Annotated in this window: 27 protein-coding genes; 16 read left to right on the top strand and 11 right to left on the bottom strand. The window is 72.5% G+C overall.

Annotated elements, in window-relative coordinates; genetic code table 11:
* Positions 1 to 64 precede the first annotated feature (64 nt).
* Positions 65 to 1,450: a pentapeptide repeat-containing protein gene (locus ACZ466_RS23355; RefSeq protein WP_378286078.1), complete on the top strand. Its 1,386-nt coding sequence runs from the start codon at positions 65 to 67 to the stop codon at positions 1,448 to 1,450.
* A 241-nt stretch (positions 1,451 to 1,691) separates the two neighbouring features.
* A complete protein-coding gene (locus ACZ466_RS23350) occupies positions 1,692 to 2,468 on the top strand; it encodes an SDR family oxidoreductase (protein WP_378286077.1) in 777 nt (258 codons plus the stop codon).
* 13 nt (positions 2,469 to 2,481) lie between these two features.
* Here ACZ466_RS23350 and ACZ466_RS23345 read toward each other — a convergent pair whose 3' ends face one another.
* Positions 2,482 to 3,108, bottom strand: a complete 627-nt coding sequence (locus tag ACZ466_RS23345) for a rhomboid family intramembrane serine protease (RefSeq protein ID WP_378286076.1) — start codon at positions 3,106 to 3,108, stop codon at positions 2,482 to 2,484.
* A gap of 141 nt (positions 3,109 to 3,249) precedes the next feature.
* Here ACZ466_RS23345 and ACZ466_RS23340 point away from each other — a divergent pair, with 141 nt between their 5' ends.
* A complete protein-coding gene (locus tag ACZ466_RS23340) occupies positions 3,250 to 4,212 on the top strand; it encodes an NADPH:quinone oxidoreductase family protein (RefSeq protein WP_378286075.1) in 963 nt (320 codons plus the stop codon).
* Positions 4,213 to 4,290: 78 nt separating this feature from the next.
* Here ACZ466_RS23340 and ACZ466_RS23335 read toward each other — a convergent pair whose 3' ends face one another.
* On the bottom strand, positions 4,291 to 4,608 hold the full coding sequence (locus ACZ466_RS23335) for a WhiB family transcriptional regulator (protein WP_378286074.1): 318 nt from the start codon (positions 4,606 to 4,608) through the stop codon (positions 4,291 to 4,293).
* 156 nt (positions 4,609 to 4,764) lie between these two features.
* Between ACZ466_RS23335 and ACZ466_RS23330 the strand changes: the two genes are divergently transcribed.
* Positions 4,765 to 5,223 carry a GNAT family N-acetyltransferase gene (locus ACZ466_RS23330; protein ID WP_378286210.1) on the top strand — a complete coding sequence of 153 codons (459 nt, stop codon included), beginning with the start codon at positions 4,765 to 4,767 and terminating at the stop codon, positions 5,221 to 5,223.
* Between the two features lie 16 nt (positions 5,224 to 5,239).
* Here the strand turns inward: ACZ466_RS23330 and ACZ466_RS23325 are convergent, their stop codons facing one another.
* Positions 5,240 to 6,592 (bottom strand): IS4 family transposase, encoded by a 1,353-nt coding sequence (locus ACZ466_RS23325; RefSeq protein ID WP_378293554.1) that lies wholly within the window; start codon positions 6,590 to 6,592, stop codon positions 5,240 to 5,242.
* 169 nt (positions 6,593 to 6,761) lie between these two features.
* Complete coding sequence (locus tag ACZ466_RS23320; RefSeq protein WP_378292813.1) at positions 6,762 to 7,349, bottom strand: TetR/AcrR family transcriptional regulator; 588 nt, start codon at positions 7,347 to 7,349, stop codon at positions 6,762 to 6,764.
* Positions 7,350 to 7,451: 102 nt separating this feature from the next.
* Between ACZ466_RS23320 and ACZ466_RS23315 the strand changes: the two genes are divergently transcribed.
* Positions 7,452 to 8,417: an NADP-dependent oxidoreductase gene (locus ACZ466_RS23315; RefSeq protein ID WP_378292811.1), complete on the top strand. Its 966-nt coding sequence runs from the start codon at positions 7,452 to 7,454 to the stop codon at positions 8,415 to 8,417.
* Positions 8,418 to 8,575: 158 nt separating this feature from the next.
* Positions 8,576 to 10,072 (top strand): CYTH and CHAD domain-containing protein, encoded by a 1,497-nt coding sequence (locus tag ACZ466_RS23310; protein ID WP_378292809.1) that lies wholly within the window; start codon positions 8,576 to 8,578, stop codon positions 10,070 to 10,072.
* On the opposite strand, the gene ACZ466_RS23305 is transcribed toward ACZ466_RS23310, so the two are convergent.
* Positions 10,069 to 11,022 carry an NUDIX hydrolase gene (locus ACZ466_RS23305; RefSeq protein ID WP_378292807.1) on the bottom strand — a complete coding sequence of 318 codons (954 nt, stop codon included), beginning with the start codon at positions 11,020 to 11,022 and terminating at the stop codon, positions 10,069 to 10,071. The genes ACZ466_RS23310 and ACZ466_RS23305 overlap by 4 nt on opposite strands.
* A complete protein-coding gene (locus ACZ466_RS23300; RefSeq protein WP_378292805.1) occupies positions 11,015 to 13,099 on the bottom strand; it encodes an RNA degradosome polyphosphate kinase in 2,085 nt (694 codons plus the stop codon). Before ACZ466_RS23300 ends, ACZ466_RS23305 begins: the two co-directional genes overlap by 8 nt.
* 323 nt (positions 13,100 to 13,422) lie before the next feature.
* Between ACZ466_RS23300 and ACZ466_RS23295 the strand changes: the two genes are divergently transcribed.
* The 5 genes from ACZ466_RS23295 to ACZ466_RS23275 all read left to right on the top strand — a co-directional run bounded on the left by ACZ466_RS23295 (position 13,423) and on the right by ACZ466_RS23275 (position 16,741).
* Positions 13,423 to 14,892: a pentapeptide repeat-containing protein gene (locus ACZ466_RS23295; protein WP_378292803.1), complete on the top strand. Its 1,470-nt coding sequence runs from the start codon at positions 13,423 to 13,425 to the stop codon at positions 14,890 to 14,892.
* Positions 14,889 to 15,305: a gamma-glutamylcyclotransferase family protein gene (locus ACZ466_RS23290; protein ID WP_378292801.1), complete on the top strand. Its 417-nt coding sequence runs from the start codon at positions 14,889 to 14,891 to the stop codon at positions 15,303 to 15,305. The genes ACZ466_RS23295 and ACZ466_RS23290 overlap by 4 nt, the downstream gene beginning before the upstream one ends.
* A 62-nt stretch (positions 15,306 to 15,367) precedes the next feature.
* Positions 15,368 to 15,724 (top strand): ArsR/SmtB family transcription factor, encoded by a 357-nt coding sequence (locus tag ACZ466_RS23285; protein WP_378292800.1) that lies wholly within the window; start codon positions 15,368 to 15,370, stop codon positions 15,722 to 15,724.
* Positions 15,721 to 16,314 (top strand): SRPBCC family protein, encoded by a 594-nt coding sequence (locus ACZ466_RS23280; RefSeq protein ID WP_378292798.1) that lies wholly within the window; start codon positions 15,721 to 15,723, stop codon positions 16,312 to 16,314. Before ACZ466_RS23285 ends, ACZ466_RS23280 begins: the two co-directional genes overlap by 4 nt.
* Positions 16,315 to 16,426: 112 nt before the next feature.
* On the top strand, positions 16,427 to 16,741 hold the full coding sequence (locus ACZ466_RS23275) for a hypothetical protein (RefSeq protein ID WP_378292796.1): 315 nt from the start codon (positions 16,427 to 16,429) through the stop codon (positions 16,739 to 16,741).
* A 388-nt stretch (positions 16,742 to 17,129) separates the two neighbouring features.
* Here ACZ466_RS23275 and ACZ466_RS23270 read toward each other — a convergent pair whose 3' ends face one another.
* On the bottom strand, positions 17,130 to 18,449 hold the full coding sequence (locus ACZ466_RS23270) for a PP2C family protein-serine/threonine phosphatase (protein ID WP_378292794.1): 1,320 nt from the start codon (positions 18,447 to 18,449) through the stop codon (positions 17,130 to 17,132).
* A gap of 113 nt (positions 18,450 to 18,562) precedes the next feature.
* Here ACZ466_RS23270 and ACZ466_RS23265 point away from each other — a divergent pair, with 113 nt between their 5' ends.
* From ACZ466_RS23265 to ACZ466_RS23255, 3 genes are all read left to right on the top strand, one after another.
* Positions 18,563 to 19,042 carry a MarR family transcriptional regulator gene (locus ACZ466_RS23265; protein ID WP_378292792.1) on the top strand — a complete coding sequence of 160 codons (480 nt, stop codon included), beginning with the start codon at positions 18,563 to 18,565 and terminating at the stop codon, positions 19,040 to 19,042.
* A gap of 687 nt (positions 19,043 to 19,729) precedes the next feature.
* Positions 19,730 to 20,542, top strand: coding sequence for a L,D-transpeptidase (locus tag ACZ466_RS23260; protein WP_378292790.1), 813 nt, complete (start codon positions 19,730 to 19,732; stop codon positions 20,540 to 20,542).
* A gap of 52 nt (positions 20,543 to 20,594) precedes the next feature.
* Positions 20,595 to 21,500: a choice-of-anchor P family protein gene (locus tag ACZ466_RS23255; protein WP_464043939.1), complete on the top strand. Its 906-nt coding sequence runs from the start codon at positions 20,595 to 20,597 to the stop codon at positions 21,498 to 21,500.
* 86 nt (positions 21,501 to 21,586) lie between these two features.
* On the opposite strand, the gene ACZ466_RS23250 is transcribed toward ACZ466_RS23255, so the two are convergent.
* Positions 21,587 to 21,994 (bottom strand): ATP-binding protein, encoded by a 408-nt coding sequence (locus tag ACZ466_RS23250; RefSeq protein ID WP_378292760.1) that lies wholly within the window; start codon positions 21,992 to 21,994, stop codon positions 21,587 to 21,589.
* A 267-nt stretch (positions 21,995 to 22,261) separates the two neighbouring features.
* On the opposite strand from ACZ466_RS23250, the gene ACZ466_RS23245 reads away from it, so the two are divergent.
* The gene (locus ACZ466_RS23245) at positions 22,262 to 23,488 is read left to right on the top strand and encodes a hypothetical protein (RefSeq protein ID WP_378292762.1); all 1,227 of its coding nucleotides are present in this window, start codon (positions 22,262 to 22,264) and stop codon (positions 23,486 to 23,488) included.
* A gap of 44 nt (positions 23,489 to 23,532) precedes the next feature.
* On the top strand, positions 23,533 to 23,907 hold the full coding sequence (locus ACZ466_RS23240; protein WP_464043938.1) for a cupin domain-containing protein: 375 nt from the start codon (positions 23,533 to 23,535) through the stop codon (positions 23,905 to 23,907).
* 15 nt (positions 23,908 to 23,922) lie between these two features.
* Here ACZ466_RS23240 and ACZ466_RS23235 read toward each other — a convergent pair whose 3' ends face one another.
* The 3 genes from ACZ466_RS23235 to ACZ466_RS23225 form a co-directional block, all read right to left on the bottom strand.
* The gene (locus ACZ466_RS23235) at positions 23,923 to 25,710 is read right to left on the bottom strand and encodes a BCCT family transporter (protein ID WP_378292766.1); all 1,788 of its coding nucleotides are present in this window, start codon (positions 25,708 to 25,710) and stop codon (positions 23,923 to 23,925) included.
* Positions 25,711 to 25,984: 274 nt separating this feature from the next.
* On the bottom strand, positions 25,985 to 26,239 hold the full coding sequence (locus ACZ466_RS23230) for an effector-associated domain 2-containing protein (protein ID WP_378292768.1): 255 nt from the start codon (positions 26,237 to 26,239) through the stop codon (positions 25,985 to 25,987).
* Positions 26,240 to 26,494: 255 nt separating this feature from the next.
* Positions 26,495 to 26,689 carry a hypothetical protein gene (locus ACZ466_RS23225; protein WP_378292770.1) on the bottom strand — a complete coding sequence of 65 codons (195 nt, stop codon included), beginning with the start codon at positions 26,687 to 26,689 and terminating at the stop codon, positions 26,495 to 26,497.
* Between the last annotated feature and the right edge of the window lie 35 nt (positions 26,690 to 26,724).

Raw genomic sequence — 26,724 nt, 5'->3', positions numbered from 1 at the left:
GGAACCTCCCGGACTGAGCGATGCGGAACGACGACTGTGGACGGCCTTCCCCAGCGGAGGGCAGGTGGTCCTGGGAGATGAGATTCCAGCCGGGCCCGACCCCGACCGGATCGTCCGCGCCGAGGTGATCTCCCAGTTGCTGCTGGGGGCGTGCGAGCCGCGCAGCGGCTTCGTGGCGGCCGTGCGGCTGAGCGGTGCGTACATCATCGGCCCCCTGGAGCTTTCGGGCGGCACGGTGGAGTACGAGCTCCGCCTGACCCACTGCCGCCTGGTGGAGGTCCCCGACTTCTCCAACGCCCAGGCCCGCCAGCTGCGGCTCTCGGACTGCCGGATGCCGGGGTTCGACGGCGGCGGGCTGCGCGCCGACGGCTACCTCAGCCTGTCCGGCTCGGTGGTCGAGGGGCAGGTGCGGCTGACCCGCGCCCAGCTCATGGGCGGGCTCCGGATGAACGGCACCCGCGTCTCGGTGACCGATCCCGGCGAGTGGGCGATCTCGGCCGCGGCGCTGCTGGTCGAGGTCGGGCTCTTCGCCCGCGAGTGCGAGATCGAGGGCGGGGCGCGGCTGGTCGGGGCCCGGATGAACGGCGGGCTCTGGATGGAGGACGCGGTGCTGCGCAACCCCGGCCGGCTGGCCATGGACGCGCAGAACATGGTCGTGGAGGACGCCGCCGAGTTCAGCCGGGCGACCACGATCGGGACGGTCCGGCTGCGCAGCGCCCGGATCAACGGGACGCTGTCGTTCTCCCGGGCCCGGATGGACGCGGGCGCGCCCGACCGGATGGCGCTGCACGCCAGCCACATGGTGTGCGACGAGCTGACGCTGTGGCCGGCGGAGAAGATCCAGGGCCGGGTGGCGCTGTCGTACTCCCGGATCCAGCTGATCATGGATCATCCGGACATCTGGCCGGACGAGCTGTGGCTGAACGGCCTCGTCTACGAGACGCTGCGGGGCGGGGACTTCAAGGACCGGCTCAGCTGGATCTCCCGCGACAAGGAGTTCCACACCCAGCCGTACGAGCAGCTGGCCTCCTGGTACCACGGGATCGGCCACGACGACCTGGCCCGCAAGGTGCAGCTGGCCAAGATGCGCGCCCGCCGCCGCAACCTCAACCTCATCGGCCGGGCCTGGAACGGCCTGCTGGACTGGACGGTCGGCTACGGCTTCCGGCCCTGGCTGGCGTTCGCGTGGTTCGGGGTGCTGGTGGCGGTCGGCACGCTGGTCTTCTCCCTCAACCCGCCCAAGTCGATCAAACCGGGCGAGGAGCAGCCCGACTTCCACGCGCTCGTCTACACGCTGGACCTGCTGATCCCGATCGACACCTTCGGGCAGCAGCAGGCCTACGACCCGCAGGGCTGGTCGCGCTGGATGGCCTACGCCCTGATCGCGACCGGGTGGATCCTGGCCACCGCGCTCATCGCCGGCGTGACCCGCGTCCTGCGTCCCAACTAGGCTGTGTCTCAAAGTCCCGGCCTACGGCGCTCGCCTGGCGGCTCGCCCCTGACCGGGCCTTGGCGAGCGCGGCATCGCTCCGCGATCTGGCCGGTGACGCTCGCCTCCGGCATCGCACCACCGTCCAGGTAACGCGCTCGCGCCGCACCTGAGGCCACTTCGAGACAGGCCCTAGGAACGTGAGGCGAACCTGTGGGCCGGACCGCGCATCGACCACGATGAGCGAGGAGAATGGGGCGTCATGGGCATGTATCTGATCACGGGGGCGACCGGCGGGATCGGCGCCGCCGTCGCGGGGCTGCTGGCCGAGCGCGGGCACGAGCTGATCCTGGCCGGACGGTCGCCGGAGCGGCTGGCGGCGCTGGCGCAGCGGATCTCCACCGGGCAGCACGGGCGCACGCAGGTGCTGGTGCGGGACCGCAACGGCGAGCCGGGCGCGGTCCGCACGACCACGCCGCAGGGCTCCGCGCGCACCCTCACACTGGACCTGACCGAGCCGCGGCGGCTGGAGGCGGCGCTGGCCGAGGGCGGCGTCCCCGCCCGGCTGGACGGCGTCGTGCACAGCGCGGGCGTGGTCGACCTGGGCGCGGTGGCCGAACAGGACGCCGACCACTGGATCGACCAGCTGATGGTCAACCTGGTGTCGGCGGCGGAGCTGACCCGGATCCTGCTTCCCGCGCTGCGCGCGGCCGAAGGGCACGTGGTGTTCGTCAACTCGACGGCGGGGCTGCGCGCCAACCCGAAGTGGTCGGCGTACGCGGCGAGCAAGTTCGGGCTGCGGGCGCTGGCCGACTCGCTGCGGGCGGAGGAGCCGGCGATCCGGGTGACGACGGTGTACCCGGGGCGCACCTCGACGGAGATGCAGCGGAAGGTGCACGCCCAGGAGGGGCGGGTCTACGACGAGGACGCGTTCACCGATCCGGCGACCGTGGCGCGCGCGCTGGTCGCGGCCCTGGAGACGCCGGCGGACGCGGTCGTGTCGGAGATCACCGTCCGCCCCCGCGGCCGCCGCCCCTGAGCCCTCCGGGCGCTCACTCGTAGGCGGGCGCCCGGACCTCCTTGTCGTGGCCCCGGCGCAGCACCCAGGACGCCAGCACACCGCCGAGCATCCCGAACAGGTGACCCTGCCAGGAGATCCCCGGGTCGCTCGGCAGCACACCGAAGATCATCGTGCCGTAGACCAGGACCACGCCGACCGCGATGGCCAGGTCGAGCAGCCGCCGCTCGAACAGGCCCCGGCCGAGCAGGTAGCCGAAGAAGCCGAAGATCAGGATGCTGGAGCCCAGCGTGTTGGCGGAGCTGAGGAACCACACGCCCAGCCCCCCGACCACCACGATGATCAGGCTGGCGACCAGGAACTTGACGATGCCGCGGGCGGCGGCGAGGAACCCCAGGATGACGAACGGGAGGGTGTTGCCGATCAGGTGGCCGAACCCGCCGTGCATGAACGGGGCGGTGAAGATGTCGGGCAGGTCGCTCACGTCGTGGGGGCGGATGCCGTAGTCGTCCAGCGCGCCGTTCATCACGTAGTCGGCGATCTCCAGCACCCACATGCCGGCGGTGACGACGCCGATGATGATGGCCGCCGACAGGGCGCGCACGCCGTGCGTCGCGAGCCCTTCGGAGCGGTGCTTCTCGGGGACCGGGGGATAGCTCATGTTCGCCCACCGTTGGTGTGATGACCCTGCCGTCATTATCGGTAACGTTCGCGGGCCGCGCATCGTGCCCGTCCCGCTCGTCCCACCCGTACCCGGCGCCCCGGTGTGGCGAACGGGATTCGGTTTCGCCATATTGATGCAATGCGCTCAGTGGTATGCGAAGAACTCGGTTCGGTCGTCGTCCGGGACACCGCTCCCGTCGAGCCCGCCCCCGGCCAGGTGGTCGTCGCGGTCGAGGCGGCGGGGGTCAACTACGTGGACGGGCTGTTCGTCCAGGGCCGGTACCAGATCAAGCCGCCGCTGCCGTTCGTCCCGGGCAGCGAGATCGCCGGGACGATCGTCGCCGCGGCGCCCGGCGTGACCGAGCCGCCCGTCGGCACACGCGTCCTCGCCATGTGCGGTCTCGGCGGCTTCGCCGAGCGGATCGCCCTCGCGGCGGCGTCCGTGGTGCCGATCCCCGCCGAACTGGACGCCGCGCGGGCCGCCACGTTCACCCAGAGCTACTGCACCGGCCTGTTCGCGCTGCGGGAGCGCGGCGGGCTGCGCTCCGGGGAGACCGTGCTCGTGCTGGGCGCGGGCGGCGGGGTCGGGCTCGCCGCCGTCCAGATCGCCACGGCGCTGGGCGCCCGGGTACTGGCCGCGGCGTCGTCCGCGGAGAAGCGGGAGGCCGCGCTGGCGGCGGGCGCCGACGCCGCGGTGGACACCTCGTCCGAGGACGTGAAGACCGCGGCCCGCGCCTGGTCGCCCGGCGGCGTGGATCTCGTCTACGACCCCGTCGGCGGCCGGCTGGCCGACCCGGCACTACGGTCCCTGCGCGAGTTCGGCCGCTACCTGGTGATCGGTTTCGCGTCGGGCGACATCCCGTCGCTGCCGCTCAACCAGGTCCTGCTCCGCAACCGCACGGTGACCGGGGTCGACTGGGGCGCCTGGTCGGGGGCGCGCCCGCTGGAGCAGCGGGCGCTTCTGGAGGAGCTGCTGGCGATGGTCGCGGACGGGCGGCTCGCGCCGGTCGCGCCGCGCACCGCGCCGCTGGAGTCGGCCCCCGCCGTCCTGGACGACCTGCTAGGCCGCCGCGTCGTCGGCAAGGTAGCCCTGACCCCCTGACTCAGGCCGTGCCTTCGTGGGGGGACGACCCCCCACACCCCCCGGCAAGAACGGCGCTCTTGCCCTCGCTTCGCTCGGTCAAGCCGCGTCCTCCACCACGTCGCCGCGGACCATGATGACGGGCAGGCGGCGGCGGGGCGGGGCGTCCGCGGAGCGGCGCAGGTGGCGGCGCTCCTCGGGCGTGGTGCCGCCCCAGACGCCGTCCGGCTCGCCCACGCGCAGCGCCCAGGCGAGGCAGTCGGCCGTCACCGGGCAGTGGCCGCAGATCGCCTTGGCCGCCCGCTCCTGCTCCCGCAGGATCGGCGCGGAATAGCCGATGGGGAAGAACAGGTCGGGGTCGGCGCCGCGGCAGATGGCGTGGTCGCTCCAGTGTTCCTCGTTCTCGTCGTGCTGCATGGCTGCTCCCTGGGGCGTGCTCGGACGCCGGGCAGTTCCGGGGCGGGATTCTTTGCTGAACCCAACGTAGTACTACAAGGCGTAGTACTACAAGTCGTTGTGTCGAGAGGGACGATACGGCCGGATAACCTGTGTGACGTGCGGCGTGATCAAGAAGTGACCTTCCGGGAGGCGACCCGGGCGGATCTGCCCGCGATCGTCCGGCTGCTGGCCGACGATCCACTGGGCCAGACCCGCGAATCACCGGGCGAGGTCATCCCCGAGGCGTACTTCGCCGCGTTCGACGCGATCGACGGGGACCCCAACAACAGCGTGATCGTCGCCGAGATCGACGGCGCCATCGCGGGCACGCTGCAGCTGACCTACATCCCCGGCCTCACCTACACCGGCGGCGAGCGCGCCCAGATCGAGGGCGTGCGCGTCGCCTCCGAGCACCGCGGCCACGGCGTCGGGCAGGTGCTCATCCGCTGGGCCATCGACCAGGCCCGCGCCCGCGGCTGCCGTGTGGTGCAACTCACCACCGACCGCCAGCGCCCCGACTCGATCCGCTTCTACCAGAAGATCGGCTTCCGCCCCTCCCACATGGGCATGAAGTACCACCTCAAGGACGGTTAGCCCCAATGCCGGGTAGTTAAGGGCTTGGGGTGGGCGTCAACTCAGGTGGGTGGAGGATGTCGATGGTGAGGGTCGCCCGGTGGTTGGTGCGGTCGACCTGGCCTTTTGCCCGGTGTTTGGAGATCGCTCGTTTGACGATGCGGGGGCAGCTGCGGTCTCGGCGGGCGGGCAGCGGGTTGTCCAGGACCGCCCGGCCGATCTGTCCGACCAGGTCGATGACGGTGCCGGCGATGACCCCGGCGGCGTGGACGACCTGGTCGCGGGCGGCCAGCAGCGCGACGGTGAAGCTGGCCCGGTCGGCGGGGAGGCCGCCGCCGGCCGTGGCGTCGGCCATCGCCAGCCGCAACGCCTGGTAGACGGCCAGCAGAGCGTAGATCTCCTGGTCGGCGCCCTGCGGGGTACGCGAGCGCAGGACACGGCCGCCCAGCATGGTGGACTTCAGCTCCAGATAGGTCGTCTCGATCTCCCACCGCTGGTGGTAGAGCCTCACGATCTCCGCAGCCGGGTGGAGGCGCGGATCCAGCAGGGTGGTGATCAACCGGTAATGGCCGGTGCGGTGCCCGCCGCCCGACAGGGTGAGGGTGATCTGGGCGTCGATCACCCGGATCGGCACCCCGCCCAGCACCGAACGCCACGATCGGTCGGCCAGGGTCTCAAGACGGGGCAGCGGCCGGTTGCTCTTGCAGCGGATCAGCAGGTCCGCGCCGGTGCCCTGCGGACCGGCGATCGCCGCCACCAGGGCTTTGACGGCGAAATTGCGGTCGGCCAGCAGCAGCATGCCCGCCTTGAGGCAGCCGAACAACTCGGGCGCGTAGGCCGTCTCACCGGTCGCGAACCGGCCGAACCCGGCCCCCAGCACGGTGCGGGTGCCGCAGGCGACCACCGCGACCAGCCGGACCAGCGGATAGCCCGACCCGCCATGACTGCCGCTCTGATGACCATAGGCCGCCAGATTGGCCGGGCTGTCGGGGACACTCATCGTGGTGCCGTCCATCGCGCACACCAGCAGCCCCCGCCACCGCACCGCCCCCGCGGGCGGACCGGCCAGCAGATCGAACAACGCCCGCAGCGGCGCGACCCCCACCCGGCGGCGGGCCTGGGCCAGCACCGACGACGAGGGCACCCACCCCGGCCCCTCCAGGCCCGACACCAGCCGCGCCCACACCTGCCCAAGGCCCTGCCCCTCGAACAACCCCGCCGCCAGCAGCAGATACACCACCACCCGCGACGGCAACCGCCGCACCCGCCGCTGCGCCGACCGCGTCTCGGCCAGCACCTCGTCCACCATCTCGAACGGCACGATCCGGGTCAGTTCCCCCAGATGCCCGGGCGCGAACACCCCGCCCGCCCAACGGTCGACCGAACCCATGGCACAGGCCCCAGCAGACCTGGCAGACTCAACACCCAACGGAGATCCAGTAGGTCAGACGGACGATGGTAGAAGATCACCCGTTCTACTGGATCTCCGTTCCCACGTCTCCAAGATCCACCAAACCCCTGGACAACCAGCCCACAGGCCTAACTACCCGGCATTGCGGTTAGCCCGGGGGGCCGGTGGTGATGCCGGCCATGACCAGGGTGAAGAGGTGGTCGCGGCGGTCGGCCAGTGAGGGGGCCTGGTCGGCTAGCCAGCCGATGGCGCTGACCAGTGCGAGCAGGTCCACGCGGTCCACTTCCGGGCGGACGTGGCCGGACTTCTGCGCGCGTTCCAGCAGGTGCGCGACGGCCTCGCGCATGCCCTGGCACGAGGTGTAGAGCGGCGAGGTCTCGTCGTCGAGCGTGGCCATCATCGACGCGGCCAGGCCGCGGTAGGCGGTGCTCCCGGCGAGGAAGTCGCGCAGCCATTCGGCCAGCGCCTCCTCGGGCGGGCGGGTCTCGGCGAGCGTTCGGGCTTTCGCGGCCAGGTCGTCGAAGCCGCGGCCCAGCAGGGCCTCCAGCAGCGCGTCCCGGGTCGGGAAGTGCCGGTAGAGGGTGCCGAGGCCGACCCCGGCGTGCCTGGCGATCTCCCGTAGCGACGCCTGGGTGCCCTGCTCGGCGACCACGGTCCGGGCGGCGTCGAGGACGCGTTCGCGGTTGCGCCGGGCGTCGGCCCGCGGCGGGCGCGGCGGTACGGGGTCGGGCGTCATGGGACCCAGTATCCCTGAGTTGACAACCGGAGCACTGCTCCGCTTATTATCTGGAGCAGTGCTCCGGATATGGCCGGAGTCTGGCGAAGGGTGATGGCGACGATGAAGGCTGTGCAGGTGCACGAGTTCGGCGGGCCCGAGGTGCTGGTGTACGAGGACGTCCCGCGCCCGGTGCCGGGCCCCGGGGAGGTCCTGGTGCGCGTCCACGCGGCCGCGCTGAACCCGCCCGACTGGTACCGGCGCGTGGGTTACACCAACTTCCCGGAGGATGTGCGGCCGCCGGCGCCGCCGCTGCCGTTCATCCCGGGCTCGGACGTCTCGGGCACGGTCGTCGGGACGGGTCCAGGGGTCACCGCGTTCCGCGAGGGGGACGCCGTGTTCGGCCTCGTGCGCTTCCCCACGATCGACAACGCCGCCCGGGGGTACGCGGAGTACGTCACTTCGCCGGTGGAGCATCTGGCCCTCAAGCCGGAGACCGTCGACCACGTGCACGCCGCGGGTGTGCCCATGGCCGGGCTCACCGCCTACCAGTTCCTGTTCGACCACGTGCGGCTGGGCTGGGACAAAACGGTGCTCGTCAATGGCGCGGGCGGGGGCGTCGGCCACTTCCTCGTCCAGTTGGCCAAGACCAGGCGGGCGCACGTCATCGGCGTGGCCTCGGGGCGGCACGAGGCGTTCCTGCACAAGCTGGGCGTCGACCGGTTCATCGACTACACCACCACCTCGGCCGGGGAGACCGTCCGTGATGTTGACCACGTGTTCGACACCGTCGGCGGGCCCGACGGCCACCGGTTCCTGCCGGTGCTCAAGCGCGGCGGGACGCTCATGCCGGTCTTCTACGGCGACTACCACCAGGACCGCGCCGATGAGCTCGGCTTCACGTTCCTGTCGGGGCAGGTGCGCTCCGACGGGGCGCAGATGGCCGAGCTGGCCCGGCTGATCGACGACGGCCGGGTCCAGGTCGGGATCGACGCCGTCTACCCGCTCGCGGACGCGCCGGCGGCCCACGAGCGGGCCGAACGCGGGCACATCCAGGGCAAGATCGTTCTGCGGGTCGCCGAGGACTGACCCGGGGCGGGTTTACTGGTGTGAGGCCGGAAGCGGCCGCCCGGAGGGCACGGCGTCGGTCAGTCGACGGGAAGATGTCTGTATCTGTTAACCCTGTCGTGTAATGCTGGCCATAAAAGCCTGGTAACCAGCGCCGTTGCACCGGTGAGGAGCCTTACGTGGCCGTGAAGCATGTGGAGATCGAGCGCAAGTACGACGCCGCCGCCGATTTCGCCGTCCCCGAGCTGACCGTCCTGCCCGGGGTGGCGTCGGTCAGCGCGCCCGAGACGCACCACCTGCACGCCACGTACTTCGACACCGCCGACCTGCGGCTGGCCGCGCGCGGGATCACGCTGCGGCGGCGCCGCGGCGGGACGGACGCGGGCTGGCACCTGAAGATCCCGGCCGGTCCCGACAGCAAGAACGAGCTGCGCGCCCCGCTGGGCCGGGCGCATGTCGTCCCGGCCCGGCTGGCGGGGCTCGTCGCGGCGTACGCGCGCGGCGCCGAGCTGCGGCCGGTGGCCACGCTGGAGACCGACCGCACCGTGCTGCGGCTGCTGGACGACTCCGGCGAGGTGCTCGCCGAGGTGGCCGACGACGCGGTGACCGGACGGGTGCTGGACGAGGGGTCCGGCGACGCCTGGCGGGAGATCGAGGTGGAGCTCGCCGCCGGCGCCCGCGACCTGCTGAAGGCGGCGGGCAAGCGGCTGCGGAAGGCGGGGGCGCGCAAGGCGTCCTCGTCCTCCAAGCTGGGGCGGCTGCTGAACGGGCAGATCGCCCGTCCCACCGCCCAGGAGACCGGGCGGCAGGCCCTGGCCAGAATCGCCGCGCCCGCCCCGACCGCGGGCGACGCGGCGGTCGCCTACCTCGCGGCGCAGGTGGAGGCGCTGCTGGCGTACGACCCCAAGGTGCGGCTGGCCGAGTTCGACGCCGTGCACCGGATGCGGGTCGCGACCCGGCGGATGCGCAGCGTGCTGCAGAGCTACCGTCCCGTCCTCGACCGGGAGCGGACCGATCCGCTGCGCGAGGAGCTGAAGTGGCTGGCCGCGGTGCTCGGCGAGGTCCGTGACCTGGAGGTGCTGCGGATGCGCTTCACCGAACGGGTCGAGGGCCTGGAGGGCATCGGGGAGCCCGCGTGGCTGGAGGAGCTGGCCAAGCAGGAGCAGGCGGCGTACCGGCGGGTCAACACCGCGCTCAAGCTGCCCCGCTACTACGCGCTGCTGGACGCGCTGGAGGCGCTGGTGGCCGACCCTCCGCTGACCGCGCGGGCCGGGCGCGACGCCACCGCCGAGCTCCCCCGCCTGGTGGTGCGGGCGTGGAAGCGGCTCGCCGACGCCTACGACGGGGTCGCCGCGTCCGAGGACCCCGAGCTGACCCGGCACGAGGTCCGCAAGGACGCCAAGCGGGCCCGGTACGCGGCGGAGGCCGCGGTGGCGGTGCTGGGCGACCCGGCGAAGCAGACGGTGAAGAACGCCAAGCGCCTCCAGGAGGTGCTCGGCGGCTACCAGGACGGCGTGATCGCCAGCGAGCACCTGCGCGGGGCGGCGGAGCGCGCCCGCGACACCGCCGACGCGTTCACCCTCGGCGTCCTGTACGGCATCGAACGCTGCGAGGCCCAGGCCGCCCTCGACCGTCTCGAAGGCACCTGGGCCGACATCCCCGCCCCCGCCTTCTAGCGGCCCTCGCCGTAGGCGCCGTGGCGTTCCAGCGCGGAGATGGCCGGGGCGCCGTCGTCGCCGCCCGCCAGGTGCGCCACCCAGAACGAGCCCTTGCGCAGCGACGGCTCGTCGGGGACCTTCTCGCCGAGCGTGCGGCACAGCCCGGTGATCAGGTCGGCGACGATCTCGCCGTGCGTGCACACGATCACGGGGACGCCGTCGTCGGCCAGTTCCAGCAGCCGCTCGCAGGCCCGTTCGGTGTCGGTCTCGCCGATCGTGAACGCGGTGTCGGTGACGGCGGGGGCGCCGGTCCGCCGCGAGTACGGCAGCACCGTCTCCGTGCAGCGGGCGGTGGCCGAGGAGATCGGGCGGGCCGGGCCGTAGGCGGTCAGCAGCCCGGCCAGCCGCTGCGCCTCGGCGCGCCCGCGGGCGTCCAGCGGCCGCAGCTCGTCGGGTTCGTGCCAGCGGGTCTTCTCGCCGGCCGAGCCGTGCCGCAGGATCACCAGCGGCCAGGTGTGCGGGGGCCCGGCGGCGAACTCGCGCAGCAGGTCGACGTCGTGGGAGTAGGACAGCCGCGCCTCCGCCTCCCTGACGGGCAGCCACGCGATCCGGTCGACCTCGTCGTTCGGCACCGCGTGGCCGTCGGAGGCGCCGAGGCCGCGGGCCGTCCAGTAGTCGACCCGCTTGGTGCGGTCGTCCTTGGGATAGGTGCTGGAGGGCAGGCGGCGGCCCAGGCGTGGAACGATCCCGGTCTCCTCCTCGACCTCCCGGACGACGGCGCGCAGCACGTGCTCGCCGTTCTTGAGCTTGCCCTTCGGGAAGGACCAGTCGTCGTAGCGCGGCCGGTGGATCAGCGCCACCTCCGCCTCGCCGGGCTCCGGCCCGTCACGCCACAGGACGGCCCCGGCCGCGCGGATCAGGTCGTCCTGCGCGCCGGGGCGGTTCTCGCGACCGCGCCGCTCAGGCATCGACGGTCCTCCAGCGCCGGCTCCGGACGAGGTGGGTCTGGATGTCCAGCAGCGGCGCGTCGGTCATCGCGGAGCGGCGGGTCCAGGTGCCGTCGCCGTCCAGCCACCACGCGTCGGTGCCGTCGTCCATGGCGAGGGAGATCAGGTCGACCAGCTCGTGCCGGTGGCCGCGGTCGGTGACCTTGACCAGGGCCTCCACGCGGCGGTCCAGGTTGCGGTGCATGAGGTCGGCGCTGCCCAGCCACACCTCGGGGTCGCCGCCGTTCTCGAACGCGAACACCCGCGAGTGCTCCAGGAACCGGCCCAGGACGCTGCGCACCCGGATCGTCTCCGACAGCCCCTGGACGCCGGGGCGCAGCGCGCAGATCCCGCGCACCCAGACGTCCACCGGCACGCCCGCCTGCGCGGCCCGGTAGAGCGCGTCGATGACGACCTCGTCGACCACCGAGTTGCACTTGAACCGGACGTGCGCGGGGCGGCCGGCCTCGTGGTGCTCGATCTCCCGCTCGATCCGCTGCACCAGGCCGGGCCGCAGGCTCTGCGGGGCGACCAGCAGGCGCTTGTAGGAGTTCTGCCGGGAGTAGCCGGTGAGGTGGTTGAACAGGGCGCTGACGTCCTCGCCGACGGCCGGGTCGGCGGTGAGCAGGCCGAAGTCCTCGTAGAGCCGGGCGGTCTTGGGGTGGTAGTTGCCGGTGCCGATGTGGCAGTAGCGGCGCAGCGCGCCGTCGGCCTCCTGCCGGACGACCAGGGCGAGCTTGCAGTGCGTCTTCAGTCCGACGAACCCGTACACGACGTGGCAGCCGGCCTTCTCCAGCTTGCGCGCCCAGGCGATGTTGGCGCGCTCGTCGAAGCGGGCCTTGAGCTCGACGACCACCACGACCTGCTTGCCCGCGGCGGCGGCGCCGACCAGGGCGTCCACGATCGGGGAGTCGCCGCTGGTGCGGTAGAGGGTCTGCTTGATCGCCAGGACCCGGGGGTCGTCGGCGGCCTCCTCGATGAGCCGCTGCACGGTCGTGGTGAACGAGTCGTAGGGGTGGTGCACCAGGACGTCGCGCTCGCGGACGGCGGCGAAGAGGTCGGCGTCGGCCGGCAGCGCCTCCTTGGACGGCACGAACGGCGGGTACTTCAGCTCGGGCCGGTCGAGGTCGGCGATGGCCGACATCCCGGCCAGGTCGAGCGGGCCGTCCAGCCGGTAGATCTGCCGCTCGTCGATGGCCAGCTCGGTGGTGAGCAGGTCCAGGACGCCTTCGGAGATGGAGTCCTCCACCTCCAGCCGGACGACCGGGCCGAAGCGGCGGCGCAGCAGCTCGCGCTCCAGCGCCTGCAGCAGCCCCTCGCTGATGTCGTCGTCGATCTCCAGGTCCTGGTTGCGGGTGACGCGGAACGCGTGGTGCTCCACGATCTCCATGCCCACGAACAGCTGGCCGAGGTGCTGGGCGATGACGTCTTCGAGGGGGGTGAACCGGTTGGGCGAGGCCTCGATGAAGCGGGGCAGCACCGGCGGCACCTTGACGCGCGCGAACATGGTCGCGTCGTTCCCCGGGTCGCGGACGATCACCGCGAGGTTGAGGGAGAGCCCGGAGATGTAGGGGAAGGGGTGCGCGGAGTCGACGACCAGCGGGGTCAGCACCGGGTAGATGCGGTCGCGGAACAGCCGGCGCATCCGCTCCTGCTCGGTGTCGGCCAGGTCGTCCCAGCGCAGCAGCTCGATGCCCTCCTTGGCGAGCGCCGGGAGGAGGTCGTCGCGGAAGGTGGTGGCGTGCCGCAGCATCAGCTCGCGGGCGACGCCGGCGGTGCGCTCCAGCACCTCGCGGGGCTGCCGGCCGCTGGCGGACTGGACGGCCAGTCCGGTGGCCATGCGGCGGGTGAGGCCGGCGACCCGGACCATGAAGAACTCGTCGAGGTTGCTGGCGAAGATCGACAGGAAGCGGACCCGTTCGAGGAGCGGCAGCCGGGGGTCCTCGGCCAGTTCCAGGACGCGCTGGTTGAACCGAAGCCAGCTCTCCTCGCGGTCCAGGAACCGGTCGTCGGGCAGCGCTTCCGCACCGTGAGGGATTTGTCCTGGATTGACGCTCATACGGTAATAATCCCTGCTCAAGATGAACGGCAAACGAACGAAGGCGTCGCGGATGTCTCGGATCTGTCAGCCCCGAGTCAGACAGGCGGATGATGCCCGCGGTTCCCGCTGATCACTCGAACGACCGGGCCCGGGGCCGTGCTCCGGGACGCGATCGGGCCGCGAGTGCGGTCCGTGATCGGCGGGACGCGGGAATCCTCCGCCCGGCCGCCCCGGCCGGGCCGATGGTCCATCCCCCATATGCCCCCATGTCTCCAGATTACGTGCCAGGGATCGCACCAACCCGATGAACGACCATGCCGCACGGGGGTACAACGTTTGACGTGACCCCTACCGAGATATCGCGGTCGTCCACACTCGCCCCGATTTCGCCCTCTCCGTGGCTGCCACTCGGGCGCACCTGGCCGAGATGCGGCGCGGAGGACGGATGCACGGAACGGGCCTGCATTCCCTATCCCGCCTGCCTGGCCCACCTCACCCCGGACGAGCTGGAGCGCATGCTCGCCGGGCTCAACCCCGGGGCCGACATCGACCTGCGCGGGTCGACCGTCCCGGAGCGTGTCTTCGCCGCCCTGCTGAAGGCGGTGACAGGCCCCGACAAGCATCCGCACCTCGGACGCAGCCGCTTCGACGGGGCCGTGCTCCCCGCGGGAGCCTCACTGAGCGGGGTGTGCTTCGAGGGGGACTGCTCGTTCGACGGTGCGCGCTTCGACGGCGGGGTCTCGTTCTATGACGCGAGGTTCCTGGGGCACGTGTCGTTCCGTGGGGCGCGCTTCGCGGGCAACGCCTCGTTCCACGGGGCGCGCTTCCAGCGGCACGGGTCGTTCGACGAGGCCGTGTTCGCCTGCGACGCGCTCTTCGGGGAGACGGTGTGGCGGGCGGACGCCTCGTTCAGCCGCACGGTCTTCGTGGGAGCGGTGGCCTTCGACCGCGCGCACTTCGGCCGGGACGCGGTGCTGGAGGCGGCGCAGTTCGGCGGGGCGGCCTCGTTCAGGCGCGTCCGGGTGGCCAGGCACGCGCGCCTCGACCGGACCAGGTTCCGCCAGGACGTCTGGATGGGGCCGCTGGCCACGCGCGGACGGCTGTCCCTGACCTACGCCAAGGCCCACCGCGGGCTGCGCGTGGACGCGGTGGCACGGCAGGTCGACGCCAACCACGTCGTGGCGCACGGACCCGCCGAGTTCAGGCTGCGTCACGCGGACCTCGACCTTGAGGACGCGTACTTCCACGCGGGAGTGACCGTACGGTCCCTCTCCCGTCGGTTCCAGTGCCTGACCGAGGACGACTTCGACGGGCGGCACGGCCCCGTGCGCCTGCTCTCGGCACGCGGGCTGTCCGCGCCCAAGCTGGAACTGGCGGACGTAGACCTGAGCCGGTGCAAGCTCCTCGGCCTGGAACACCCGGAGGGGCTGCGCATCACGGGCGACTGCACGTTCGCGACGCTGCCCGCCCGCCGCCGCGTCCGGGGACTCCGTGGCCGCCAGAGCCCCCGCGACCGCCAGGGGTGCGCCGTGCTGGTGGAGGAGCTGGCGGGCTCGTACGGCGGCCTCGCCGTCCTCTACCGGCACCTGGCCGCCGCCGCGGCGGAGGCCGACCCGGACCTGGCCCGCGACCTGCGCTACCGCTCCTTCGAGGTCCGCCGCCGCGCCGATCCGCGGACCGTGCGGCGGTGGCTGCTGCACCTGTCCTGGCTGATGTGCGGGTACGGCCTGCGGACGGGACGGCTGACGACCTGCATGGCGGTCCTGGTGGTGCTGCTGGCGAGCGGCGCCGCGTACGCTGCGCGTCCATGACCGACAAGATCGGCACGAACGGGTTGTTCGTCTACGGCACGCTGCGCTTCCCCGAGATCCTGGAGATCCTCCTCGGCCGCGTGCCCCGGCTCGCCCCGGCGGCCGTCGCCGGATGGCGGGTGCGGGCGCTGCCCGGCGTCACCTACCCCGGGCTGGTGGCCGATCCGGACGCCACCGCCGAGGGCGTGCTGATCAGCGGGCTGACGGAGGCCGAGCAGGGGCTGCTGGACGACTTCGAGGACGAGTCGTACGAGCCGGCCCTGCTGCCGCTGGCGGACGGCTCGGGCCGGGCGCGCGCCTACGTCTGGCGCGGGCCCACCGAACCGTACGACTGGGATCCCGGCCACTTCGCCGAGCACGCGCTGGCCGACTTCGCGAAGGGCTGCCGCAGCTGGCTCGGCGGGCGGCTCTGACCCGCACCTCACCTTCATCTTCACGGTTTGCTTATATAAGCCACGACAACAATAATGAGGTCATGCACGCCTTCGACGTTCTCGGGGATCCGGTCCGGCGCCGGATCCTGGAGCTGCTCGCGGACGGCGAGCGCGCCGCCGGCGAGATCAGCGCCGTGGTGCAGGAGGAGTTCGGCATCAGCCAGCCGGGCGTGTCCCAGCACCTGCGGGTGCTGCGCGAGAACGGGTTCACGACCGTCCGCGCGGCCGGCACCCGCCGGCTCTACTCGGTGGACCCCGCCCCGCTCCAGGAGATCGACCGGTGGCTCGACCGCTACCGGCGGTTCTGGACGCAGCGGCTGGACGCGCTGGGCACCGAGATCGCGCGCGGCAAACGAGAGCGTCGGCACACGAGTCCCGGGGAGGACACGGAGACATGACCGACATCGATGACGCGATCAAGCCGACCCACCGCGAGATCGGCGAGCGGAAGATCGAAGGCTACGACGCCACCGGCACCGTCGTGCTGCGCCGCGCCTACGACACCACCGCCGAGGACCTCTGGGACGCCGTCACCGACCCGGCCCGGCTGGCCCGCTGGTTCCTGCCCGTCAGCGGCGACCTGCGCCCCGGCGGCACGTATCAGATCGAGGGCAACGCCGGCGGCGAGATCCTGGAGTGCGCTCCGCCGCGCCTGCTGCGGGTGTCCTGGGTGTACGGCGACCTGAACAGCCACGTGGAGGTGCGGATCTCCGCCGAGGGCGGGCAGGCCGTTCTGGAACTGGAGCACGGCGGCGTCCCCGAGGGCTTTTTCGAGGGCATCGGCGGCGGCTGGGATCCCGCGGTCTGGGCCCTTGACCAGCACCTTCGCGGACTTCTGCCGGAGGATCTCGCCGACCGGATGAAGGCCGGAGAAGTGCCCCCGGTGCTGCAGGAAATCTTCGCCAGGACCGCCGAGGAGTGGCACGCGGTCGCCGTCGCGGCCGGCAAGGAGGGGTTGAAGGGACCGGGCGCGGACACCGATTCCTGATCTCCCCGGGATCGCCCCGGGATCGTCCCGGGGGCCGCCTTCCGAGGGGCCGCCGGCCATTCGATCGATATCCGCGGATGAATTGTCAGACCCTTGGGGAATCATTCGTGGTATGAGCAGAGACTCCCATTCGGGGTTGCAGTGCCCGCACTGCCGCACGCATCTCGCGCTCGTCGCCGCGCCCGACTCCGCACCCGACCCGAAGACCGCACCCGCCCGGCCGGCCGCGGCGGTGGATCAGCCCTTCCTCGTCCGCGAGGAATGGTCGCCGCCGCCGGTCGGCGAGGTGCTCGCCCAATACGCCCATCTGACCAAGGACACCGCCACCGCGCTGCGCGGCGCCGCCCGCGTGCGCGACAGCCTCAACCGGGCCCGCCAGGCCGCGGCCAGAAAGCGCACGGAACAGCGCGCGGCCCGCAGCGCATGACCGCATGACCGTCCGGGCGCGCGACGCCCGACCGGCCGCCGGGCATCCGGGCGACCCGGCGTTTCGCCGTTCCCGCGCTCCGGCGTTCCGGCACTGTGACGGCGGCCTTACGGAAAGGGGTTGAGGGCTTTTCGGCCGATCGTCAGAGAACGGCCGATCGCCAGGGAAGGGTGGGCGACCACCGCGTCCCGCGGCGCTCGATCAGCATCCGCGCCCGCCGGGACACGCTCGGCGGAAGCAGCGCTTCCATCGCATATCTCCAACCCCGCGGGTAACACCTGGCCGCCAGCATTACCTCACCGCCGGGTCAGCCAATCCAGACCATCGAGCCCGGCTCGATCCCCCGAACGCGGGCCATAGCGGGGCAGACCCTTGACCCGTCCGGATTTCAGGCGCGGACGGGCGCGGTCTCGCTCCCGGAATCCCGCCCGGCACCGGATTCACCCCCGGCCCCGGCCACGGATTCACCCCCGGCCGCGGAATCGTCCTCGGCCGCGGAATCTTGCTCCGCATCGGGCGCGGACCCCGGAATGCCGTTCCAGTCCAGGCACACCACGACCGCGTCGTCCACCTGCTCGGCGCCCTGGTGGTAGGCCAGGAAGTGGCGGATGAAGGTGCGGACCGCCTCGGACGGGTTCTGCAGGCGGGTCTCGCGGAGGGCCTGCAGCAGGGCCAGCGTCCCGTACAGTTCCCCGGCGGGCGACTTGGCCGAGTGCACGCCGTCGCTGACGACGACCAGCCGGTCACCCGGCTCGATCATGAACTCCTCGGTCGTGTAGTGCGCGTCGCCGAACATGCCGAGCGGCAGCTGGGCCTCGAAGTCGAGGATCTCGGTGGTGCTTCCGCGCATCCGGTAGACCCGCGGGGAGCCCGCGTCGATCGCCAGCACCCGGCCGGTCGCCGGCTCGAAGTCCAGCAGCAGCGTGGCCAGGTGCCGGGTGCCGCGGTGGTGCGCGTACAGGGTCTGGTCGGCCAGCGCGGCCTGCTCGGCGATGTCGGCGCCGGAGCGGCGGGCGTTGCGCAGCGCGCTGATCGCCAGATGGGTGAGCGCGGCGGCCTCGGTCCCGGTGCCCGTGCCGTTGCTGACGGTCAGGGTCAGCCGGTCCTCCGACACCGACCAGTCGAAGTTGTCGCCCCAGACGGCGTAGGCCGGTTCGAGCTGCCCGGCCAGGTGGAACGTGCCGGTGTCGCAGGCCCGGCCGGGCAGCAGGTCCCACTGCATCTCGGCGGCGAGGGTGAGCCGGGTGCGGCGGCGGATCCGGCGGTAGAGATCGGTGTTGGCGTCGGCGATCTTCAGCGCGCGGGCCAGGACGACCGCGGCGGACTCCATCCGCTCCTCCCAGGGCGGCCCCTCGCCGTTCGCCTCCCTCAGGTCCTCGTCCGCCTTGGCGGACGGGCGCACGCTGAGGACGCCGAGCCGGTCGCCGTGCACCGACAGCGGCAGGTGCAGGACCGGCTCCCCGTCGCGCTCGCCGCGGACCACCCGCTGCGCCGCGAAGGCATGGCCCTCGGGGGTGTTGTCCACCCGGACGGGGTCGCCGCCCGACACCGTGGGGACCAGGTACGCCTGGCGGTAGTCGGCCAGCAGGATCTCCACACCGGCGGCGTCCGCGTGCTCCTCGAACGCCGCCCTGGCCCTGCCGATCAGCTCGTACGGCAGGGCGTCCCACAGGGCCTGTTCGAGATCTCGCGACTGGGCGGAACGCATCGTGTCCTCATCTGCATGTATCGCCCGCCCGGGCGTTCCCGGGCGGATCACTAGGTGGGGGACTCGGTGGGGGAAAGGTGCCGCGACGGACGCGGTATGTAACAGTGGAGGGCATGGTCGACACGCCGGGTCAGGGAGCCGCCGAGTCGGCCGCCGCGCTGGACGAGGCGGCCGGCACCCTGATGAGCGTATGGGCTCGCGCCCATAACGGCCCCGACGTGCCGGTCCCCGCGACCCAGCTGCGCGCGCTGTTCGTGCTCGAACGGGGTCCGGTCAACATCAGCAGCCTGGCGACCGAGCTGGGCGCGCTGGTCTCCTCGGCCAGCAGGCTCTGCGACCGGCTGGAGGCCGGGGGGCTCCTCCTGCGCGACCCGGGCCGCGACCGCCGCGAGGTGACGGTCCGGCTGACCACGGAGGGCCAGGCCCTGCTCGACCGGCTCCGGGTACGGCGCCGCGAAGAGCTCGCACGGGTGCTGGCGACGATGTCGTCCCCCGCCCGCGCAGCCCTGCTCTGGGGGCTCGCCCAGTTCCACGAGTCGGCCACTGCTTCCTCGGACGGCAAGGATACGTCCTCGTTCTCCATGCCCGCCTGACCGTCCCGCTGCACCAGGTGCCCGCGGCCAGGGCCTCGATGTGGCCTCGGCCACCGCGCGAGCGCGTTACCTGGGCGGTGGTGCGATGCCGGAGGCGAGCGTCACCGGCCAGATCGCGAAGCGATGCCGCGCTCGCACAGGCCCGGTGAGGAGCGAGCCGCCAGGCGAGCGCCGTAGGCCGGGACTTGGAAACACAGGATTCCCCTCCCGGACTTCCCAGCCCGTCGCCGCGCCTTTCGGGCGTGATGCCTCCGCCGCCGGCCATCGCATCACCCTCCCGACGATAGTTGTCATGCGGCAAATGTAGCGTGTGCCCCCGGTTCGTCGCGCCCGGCCACCCGGAAAGGCCGTACGGGTAGGCCCTGCGGGCGCGGACCGCGCCGGCGGCCGCCCCGCGGCGCCGCGACCGGCGCACACTCGCCCGCCGACCCGCCCGCCGGCCGGCTCCCGGATGGTGCACCTTTTTCCCGTTGTCGCTTTTGCCCGGCACCGTGGAATTGCCGATGAAATCCGGTGACGCGGGCAATGCCGGTACCCGGCGAATGCACCACGGCAAAGAAATCAGTTCGTTCACCGGAGTTCTGGACGCGCCCCCGCCGCCCGGCGCTAGCATCCCGGCGAACGGTCACCGCCAATCGCATTCCACGGGGGAACGGAATGCGCGACATGCCACGGGGGGCATTTCTGATGCATCGTGCACGCGCCGCGCGCGCCGTGGTCGCGGTCGCCGCCGCGGCCGCCACGGCGCTCCCGGCCGCCGCCTGCACGGGCTCGGCCCCGTCCGCCACGTCCGCCGGCAGGGAGCGGTCCGGGGAGCCGCCGGTCGGGATCCCCGCCGAGCTGCCCGAGTCCACCACCCACACCACCGTCCACGGCGCGCCCAGGGACCGGGCCGCGCACGCGGCGGCCGCCACCGACGGGCTCGTCGTCCGGGCGACCACGGACAGGACCGTCCTGGACGCCCCGGGGGGCCGTCCCATCGCGACCCTGCCCGCCCGCCAGCTCGGCGGCCCCACCTGGGTCCCGGTGGTGAGCCGCTCCGGCGCCTGGCTCCAGGTGCTGCTGCCGAGCCGCCCCAACCAGGCCACCGGATGGATCTCGACCGCCGAGGGCGGCCTCCGCACCGCCCGCACCCCGTACCTGGTCCGGGTGGACGTGCCGCGCCGCCGGCTGTCGCTGCTCCGGTCCGGCCGGACGGTCGGCCGCTGGCGCGTCGCGGTCGGCGCGCCCGCCACCCCGACCCCGATCGGCCGCACGTTCCTGCTGGCCCTGCTGCGGCCGTCCCAGCGCACCCCGAGCCCGCTGCTCATGCCGCTGGGCGCGCATTCGGCGACCCTCGACACCTACGGCGGCGGCCCCGGCACGGTCGCCCTGCACGGCTGGCCCGACCGGACGGTCTTCGGCCGGGCCGTCACCCACGGTTGCGTGCGCGTGCCGAAGGACGCGCTGCGCGCGCTGTCGAAGGTCCCGCTCGGAACCTTGGTGATCATCACTGGCTGACCGGCGGGCCCGACCCGCCGGAGCCTCCCAACCGCGAAAGAGAGACACCGTCATGCGCTCCACGAAGTTCCTGCCGGCCGTCGCGCTGCTCGCCACCGCGACCGCCACGGCCACCGCCGTCACCGGCCTGGCCGCCCTGGCGTCCGGACCGGCGACGGCGGCCGCCGCCGTCCCGTCCAGACCTCCCGTCCCGGCCCAACCGGAGGGCGCCGCCTACGGGGTGGCCGCCACCGGCCCGGTCAGGCTGCCGGCGACGCCCGCCGTGGTCTCCCGCGGCGCGGAGGTCCGCAAGAGCCTGGCGCATGAGAACCGCACCAAGCTGTTCAGCGCCACCGCGATGGACACCAGGGCCGCCTCCCGGCACGCCCGGTCGACGGTCAAGGACCTCAAGGTGCCCGGCGCCGCGCTGTCGGCCGACGCGGTCTCCGCCCGGTGCCGCGGCGGACGCGGCTCGGCCCGGCTCGCCAACACGGTCATCGACGGCAAGAAGATGGGCGTCAGGCCGCGCGCCAACAGCGTCGTCCCGGTGAAGATCCCCGGCGTCGGCACGGCGCAGGTGACGCTGAACAAGCAGCAGCGGCTCCGGGACGGGCGGCTGGCGGTCACCGCCGTGGAGGCCAAGGTGCCGATGGGCAGGCGCGGCACCGAGACGATCAGGACCGGCGCCGTGACCTGCGGCCGCGCGACCCACAAGCACGGCGGCCCCACCTCGCCCAACTCTCCCGGGGCCCCGGCCGGGCCCGGCACGCCCGCGAAGCCGGCGGCCCCGGGGGCTCCGGGCGGCCCCGCGAGGCCCGCCAACCCGGGGGCGCCCGGCGGTCACGCGGGAGCGCCCGGCGGTCACGGAGGCCACGGCAAGGGCGGCGGCGCCACGACGCCGGGCGCCGCGACCGCCGGCCAGCCCGCCAGGGCCCCCAAGCCCACGCCGGTGGACGGCGACCTCCCCGTCACCGGCTGACGACGCGGCCGCACGCCCCCGGTCCCGCCCGGCCAGCCGGCCGGCCGGCCGGCCGGGGGCGTGCGCACGCCGGTCGGTGGCCCGGGTCAGCTGGCCAGGGACTTCTCAAAATGAACGATCGCGCCGTTCCTGTCGGCGCGACCGGTGATGTTCAGGTCTTCGGTGAAGGCTCTCATCAGCTGGAGCCCCCTCCCGCTCTCCGCGATCGGCAGAGCGCGGCGCTCGCGTTTCCACAGCGCCATGTCGCCGGAACGGCCGCCGTCGATGACGTCCACGACGCAGCGCACACCGTCCATATGCGCGCGGACCTCGTACTCACGGCTCGACTCGGCGTGCTGGATGACGTTGGCGCAGGCCTCGCCAAGAGCCAGCGCGATGTCGGCACGAATCTCGGAGGTCACTCCCAAGCCCCGCAGGGACGCGTCGAGCGTATGCCGCACCAGTGGCGCGCTCTCGGCGTCCCGGGGCAAGGTCATCTCGATCACGACCTCCATGGCACCCTCCATTCCCCGTCGATAGATCAAGAGTTCCCGATGTGATCGAGCGGAAACACAGCGCTTCGGCAATGTGTCGAAACCCTCCCGGCCGGGTTCGAATGGGAAATGATTCTCACTGGCTACTCACCTGGCTGACAAAGCGGGCCGATTATCCGTGCTCCCGCGCGACAGTGCAGGCCCGCGGCGCTCCGCGATAATCCGTTGGCTTCCGTCCGCGGACGGAAGGGCATCCCCGTCGACGACGCACGGTTCGCTGGAGGTTCGGTGCCGCGACACCCAGATCCCCCGCACGGTGACGACCGGCGGCTCGCCGAGGAGCTGCGCGAGCGGCGCCCCGGCGCCGTCGGGCACGTCTACAACGTCTACGGGCCGCAGCTGTTCGAGTACGCGCACGGCCTGCTGGGCGATCGCGACCTGGCCGTGGAGGCGGTCCGGGCCGCGCTGCTCGCCGGGCGCGACGGCCCGGACGCCGTCCCCGGCCCGGAGCGGTTCCGCACCTGGCTGTACGGCCTCGTCCAGGACGAGTGCCTGGGCCGTCTCGAGGACGAGTCCACCGGGGCCGCCCCCACGGTCACGCCGCCGGCGGGCGCGGCCGAGCAGAGGGCACTGGCGCTGGCCGTCCAGCGGAACCTGCCCGTCGCCGAGTCGTCGGTCCTGGTGGGGCCGCCGCGGCCGGACGGCGGCGAGGGCCGGACGGCCTTCGCGGCGCCCGCCCCGGACATGCCCCCGGAGTTCATGGCGGCCGCGGCCCTCGAAGGAACCTCGAACCCGCAGGATCCCGGGCCGACCGACGACCCCGTCCAAGCCCTGGTGGCGCTCGCCACTCCCCAGCCGGACCCGACCGCCCTCGACGCCCACCAGGCCGCGCCCTTGCCGGAACCGGCCACTCCCCACGGGACCCCTGTGGCGGGGGAGGCGCACCGGAAGAAGGACGAGCCCTCCCCGCGCGTGCACCGCGCCAGGCTGCTGCTCATCGCGGTCGGGAGCGCCGCCGCCGTCGTACTGACCGGCCTGCTCATCATCGCCCAGATGCCGGACGACGGACCGCCCCCGGCGGGAGCCGCCGCCGCGCCCGGCACCACCGCGCCGCCCGTCCCGCCGCCGTCCGCGACCGCGCCGTCCGCGACCCCGGAGCCCAAGAAGACCAAGAAGCCCGAGCGGCGGACCACGACCAGGCCCGCGTCGTCCGGACGCCCCCGGCTGGTGATCGGCGACTCCGGCTGCCGCTCGGTCGCCGCGGCCGGGCTCGGCGGACGGTGCAGCATCCGGCTCACCGCGCGCGGCGGGACCGTCCGCTGGTCGGTCTCCTCGGTCAGCGGGACGGGCGTGTTCGCCTCCGGCGGCGGCACGCTGTCCAGCGGCCGGTCCACCTCGGTGACCGTGACCGTGCGGCCCTCCATCCGCTGCTACACGCGCGGCGGCGGCACCGGCAGCGTCGCGTTCTCGCCCGGCGGGCAGGCGAGCGTGAGCTACACCTGCCGGCCCGGCTGAGCCCGTCCGGGGACGCCCGGCGGCTGCTAACGTCGCCGCCTGTGGTGAACGTCTACGTAGGGAACGCCGGAGTCGACGCCCCCGGCGACCGGGGCTGGCTGCTGGGCCACTTCAAACCGCCCGGCGACCCCAGGCACAGCGACGACGTCGAGATCAAGTGGGGCACCCACCGGCCCGGCGACCGGCGCGCGCAGTGGGCCACCGGCGAGCGGCGCACCGCCCTGCTGGTGCTGATCAGCGGCCGGTTCCGGGTCGAGCTGCCGGGCCGGAGCGTGCTGCTGGGCAAGCAGGGCGACTACGTCGTCTGGGGGCCGGGCGTGGACCACTCCTGGTACGCCGAGGAGGAGTCGGTCGTGCTGACCGTCCGGTGGCCGTCGATCCCCGGCTACGCCGTACCGGAGGACCTCCTGAACGACTGATCCCCCGGCCGCCGGTCAGGTCGCCACGGGTTCCTCGCGCGCCGGCCCGCCGTCGCCCTCCCCGTCGACGGCCGCCTCCGGGCCGGGGTCGGAGCCGTCCTTGCCGTTCGTCCCGTTGCCCGGGACGACACGCAGCTCGAAGTCGCCGTCGTACAGCTCGTGCCCGGTGATGACGGCCGTCTCGACGGCCTGCTCCCCGCGCTCGCCGCGCAGGATCAGCGGGTCGTGCCGCAGGTCCCGCATCAGCGCCACGCACATCCCCACCATCACCAGCATGAACGGCACGGCCACCAGGATCGTGAGGTTCTTCAGCCCGGTCAGCGCCGCGTCACCGCCGCCGCCGACCAGCAGCATGATCGCCGCGACCGCGCCGGTCAGCACGCCCCAGATCACCACCACGGCCCGGGTGGGCTCCAGCGTGCCGCGCTGCGACAGCGTCCCCATGACGATCGAGGCCGCGTCCGCGCCGGACACGAAGAAGATCCCCACCAGGATCATCACCAGCAGGCCGGTGACGCCCGCGATCGGGTACTCCCGCAACACCGCGAACAGCTGCCCCTCCGGGGTGGCGTCGCCGCCGGTCAGCCCGGCGCCCTGCGACTCCAGCCGGGTCGCCGTGCCGCCGAACACCGCGAACCACACCAGGCTGACCACGCTCGGCACCAGGATCACGCCGCCGACGAACTGCCGGATGGTGCGGCCCCGGCTGATCCGGGCGATGAACAGGCCCACGAACGGCGTCCAGGAGATCCACCAGGCCCAGTAGAACACCGACCAGTTCGACAGCCACTCGGCGATGTTGTCCCCGGCGGTCGCCTCGGTCCGGGCCGCCATCTGCGGCAGGTCCTGCAGGTACGCGCCGATCGAGGTGGGCAGCAGGTCCAGGATCTGGACGGTCGGGCCGAGCACGAAGACGAACACGACCAGCATCAGCGCCAGCACCATGTTGGTGTTGGACAGCCACTGGATGCCCTTGTCGATGCCGGAGACGGCGGAGGCGACGAACGCCAGCGTCAGCACGACGATGATGAGGACCAGGATCCCCTCGGAGATCTCGTCGGTCCATCCGGCCGCCTTGGCGCCGCTGCTGATCTGCAGCGCGCCCAGTCCCAGCGAGGCGGCGGAGCCGAACAGCGTGGCGAAGATCGCCAGGATGTCGATCACCTTGCCGGTGCCGCCGTTGGCGTGCTTCTCGCCGATCAGCGGGGTGAACACCGCGCTGATGGTCTGCCGCCGGCCCCGGCGGTAGCAGCTGTAGGCGATGCCCAGGCCGACCACCGCGTAGATCGCCCACGGGTGCAGCGTCCAGTGGAACAGCGTGGTCGCCATCGCGGTCTCGATCTTGTCCGCGGGAACGGTGTCGTGGGTGCCGGGCGGCGGGTCGGCGTAGTGGGTGAGCGGCTCGTTCACCCCGTAGAACATCAGCCCGATGCCCATGCCCGCGCTGAACATCATCGCGACCCAGGAGATCGTCCGGAACTCCGGCTCCTCCCCCTCCTGCCCCAGCGTGATCTTCCCGTACCGGCTGAACGCCAGCCACAGCGCGAACACCACGAATCCGGAGGCGGCCAGCACGAACGCCCAGCCCAGGTTGTGCATGGTGCCGGTCAGGAGGGAGGTCGACACCTCCTCCAGCGAGTCGGTGGCGGTGGCGCCCCAGACCACGAAGGCGAGGGTCAGCACCGCCGTCACGCCGAACACGATCCAGTCGGTCCGGGGCGGCAGCGCTCCCCTCAGCCCGGCCGACGTGCCCAGGACCTCCTCACCGCCCTTGCTGTCCGGTTTCACGTGTTCCTCCGGCATGTTCCTCGTCCTTCTGTCTCGTTCTCTGCACCGGACGCCCGTCCGCACCTCGCGGATGGACCGTTCCGGCCACGGCTCGCCGCGCACCTCCGCGCTCCGACCACCCCAGCCCGCATAACAGACCAAAAGAAAAACAGTGCAGTCAAGTAAACCTAGATGCCCGTTCAAGCGTCAGGCAACACACGCCGGTACGCACGGTGACGCCCGCACCCCGCCGCGCCACCGGCCGGAGCCACCGGCCGGAGCCACCGTCCAGGGGCCCGATCCGCCCTGCTCAGCCCCCGTACAGGAGCCGGACGACCGCCCGCCTGAACTCGCCGAACGCCGGCGACTCGCCCCCGAACCCCTGAAGGAACCCCAGCAGCGCCTGCAGGCCGCCCGGGTAGTCCAGGCAGGTGCGGATGATCTCGTAGGTGTCGGACCGGGCATTGAACGACCGCGGGATCACACCGGCGATCTCCACCGGCAGCGCCGCCACCACCCGCTCCCGCTCCCCCGCCAGTTGCGCCATCCCCAACGCCAGATCCACCAACGCGAACAGCACGGCGCCCGCGCGCAGGACGCCGGCCGACGCTTCTACCGGAGTTCGAGCAGTTCTTCGCGAACAGGGCGCTTCAGCACAGCGGCCAACACCCTGGGGAGACGACGGACCAGACCGATAACGGCACAAGCCGACGAAATCGGCTATTGCGCAAGCCTGAAAACAATCAATGTCTTCAGAGAAGACCGATTCGGCCAGAAGTCATCCGAAACACGAACTAGAGCCGACCGTCGGTACCAGGAGTCAGCCGCTCAGATCGTTCGAAAAGCCACGACCCGGTCGGCCCGACCCCGGCGCCGGATCCAGTGTCTCGAACAAGGCCCGCATGAGCGGCGACTCAGGGGAGGTGGTCAGGCGAGAGAACGACAGGCCGGAGGTGTCGATGAGCTCAAGGCTCGCCTGGGGACCGGCGTGCACATCGGAACTCGCCTGTGTCATGCACTCTCCCTGGTCGCAGGCATGGGACACTGCTG

It is taken from the genome of Actinomadura rugatobispora, from assembly GCF_055379765.1.
The sequence above is the reverse complement of the archived record's forward strand: the minus strand, read 5'-3'. Positions and strand labels throughout refer to the sequence as shown.

What these genes read in the sequence shown, in the direction of transcription:
- ACZ466_RS23270 (WP_378292794.1), bottom strand. Translation starts at nt 18,449, where the DNA reads ATGCGTTCCGCCCAGTCGCGAGATCTCGAACAGGCCCTGTGGGACGCC.
- ACZ466_RS23225 (WP_378292770.1), bottom strand. Translation starts at nt 26,689, where the DNA reads ATGACACAGGCGAGTTCCGATGTGCACGCCGGTCCCCAGGCGAGCCTT.
- ACZ466_RS23315 (WP_378292811.1), top strand. Translation starts at nt 7,452, where the DNA reads ATGAAGGCTGTGCAGGTGCACGAGTTCGGCGGGCCCGAGGTGCTGGTG.
- ACZ466_RS23345 (WP_378286076.1), bottom strand. Translation starts at nt 3,108, where the DNA reads ATGAGCTATCCCCCGGTCCCCGAGAAGCACCGCTCCGAAGGGCTCGCG.
- ACZ466_RS23290 (WP_378292801.1), top strand. Translation starts at nt 14,889, where the DNA reads ATGACCGACAAGATCGGCACGAACGGGTTGTTCGTCTACGGCACGCTG.
- ACZ466_RS23325 (WP_378293554.1), bottom strand. Translation starts at nt 6,592, where the DNA reads ATGGGTTCGGTCGACCGTTGGGCGGGCGGGGTGTTCGCGCCCGGGCAT.
- ACZ466_RS23255 (WP_464043939.1), top strand. Translation starts at nt 20,595, where the DNA reads ATGCGCTCCACGAAGTTCCTGCCGGCCGTCGCGCTGCTCGCCACCGCG.
- ACZ466_RS23335 (WP_378286074.1), bottom strand. Translation starts at nt 4,608, where the DNA reads ATGCAGCACGACGAGAACGAGGAACACTGGAGCGACCACGCCATCTGC.
- ACZ466_RS23260 (WP_378292790.1), top strand. Translation starts at nt 19,730, where the DNA reads ATGCATCGTGCACGCGCCGCGCGCGCCGTGGTCGCGGTCGCCGCCGCG.
- ACZ466_RS23250 (WP_378292760.1), bottom strand. Translation starts at nt 21,994, where the DNA reads ATGGAGGTCGTGATCGAGATGACCTTGCCCCGGGACGCCGAGAGCGCG.
- ACZ466_RS23285 (WP_378292800.1), top strand. Translation starts at nt 15,368, where the DNA reads ATGCACGCCTTCGACGTTCTCGGGGATCCGGTCCGGCGCCGGATCCTG.
- ACZ466_RS23305 (WP_378292807.1), bottom strand. Translation starts at nt 11,022, where the DNA reads ATGCCTGAGCGGCGCGGTCGCGAGAACCGCCCCGGCGCGCAGGACGAC.
- ACZ466_RS23350 (WP_378286077.1), top strand. Translation starts at nt 1,692, where the DNA reads ATGGGCATGTATCTGATCACGGGGGCGACCGGCGGGATCGGCGCCGCC.
- ACZ466_RS23320 (WP_378292813.1), bottom strand. Translation starts at nt 7,349, where the DNA reads ATGACGCCCGACCCCGTACCGCCGCGCCCGCCGCGGGCCGACGCCCGG.
- ACZ466_RS23300 (WP_378292805.1), bottom strand. Translation starts at nt 13,099, where the DNA reads ATGAGCGTCAATCCAGGACAAATCCCTCACGGTGCGGAAGCGCTGCCC.
- ACZ466_RS23265 (WP_378292792.1), top strand. Translation starts at nt 18,563, where the DNA reads ATGGTCGACACGCCGGGTCAGGGAGCCGCCGAGTCGGCCGCCGCGCTG.
- ACZ466_RS23340 (WP_378286075.1), top strand. Translation starts at nt 3,250, where the DNA reads ATGCGCTCAGTGGTATGCGAAGAACTCGGTTCGGTCGTCGTCCGGGAC.
- ACZ466_RS23235 (WP_378292766.1), bottom strand. Translation starts at nt 25,710, where the DNA reads ATGCCGGAGGAACACGTGAAACCGGACAGCAAGGGCGGTGAGGAGGTC.
- ACZ466_RS23275 (WP_378292796.1), top strand. Translation starts at nt 16,427, where the DNA reads ATGAGCAGAGACTCCCATTCGGGGTTGCAGTGCCCGCACTGCCGCACG.
- ACZ466_RS23280 (WP_378292798.1), top strand. Translation starts at nt 15,721, where the DNA reads ATGACCGACATCGATGACGCGATCAAGCCGACCCACCGCGAGATCGGC.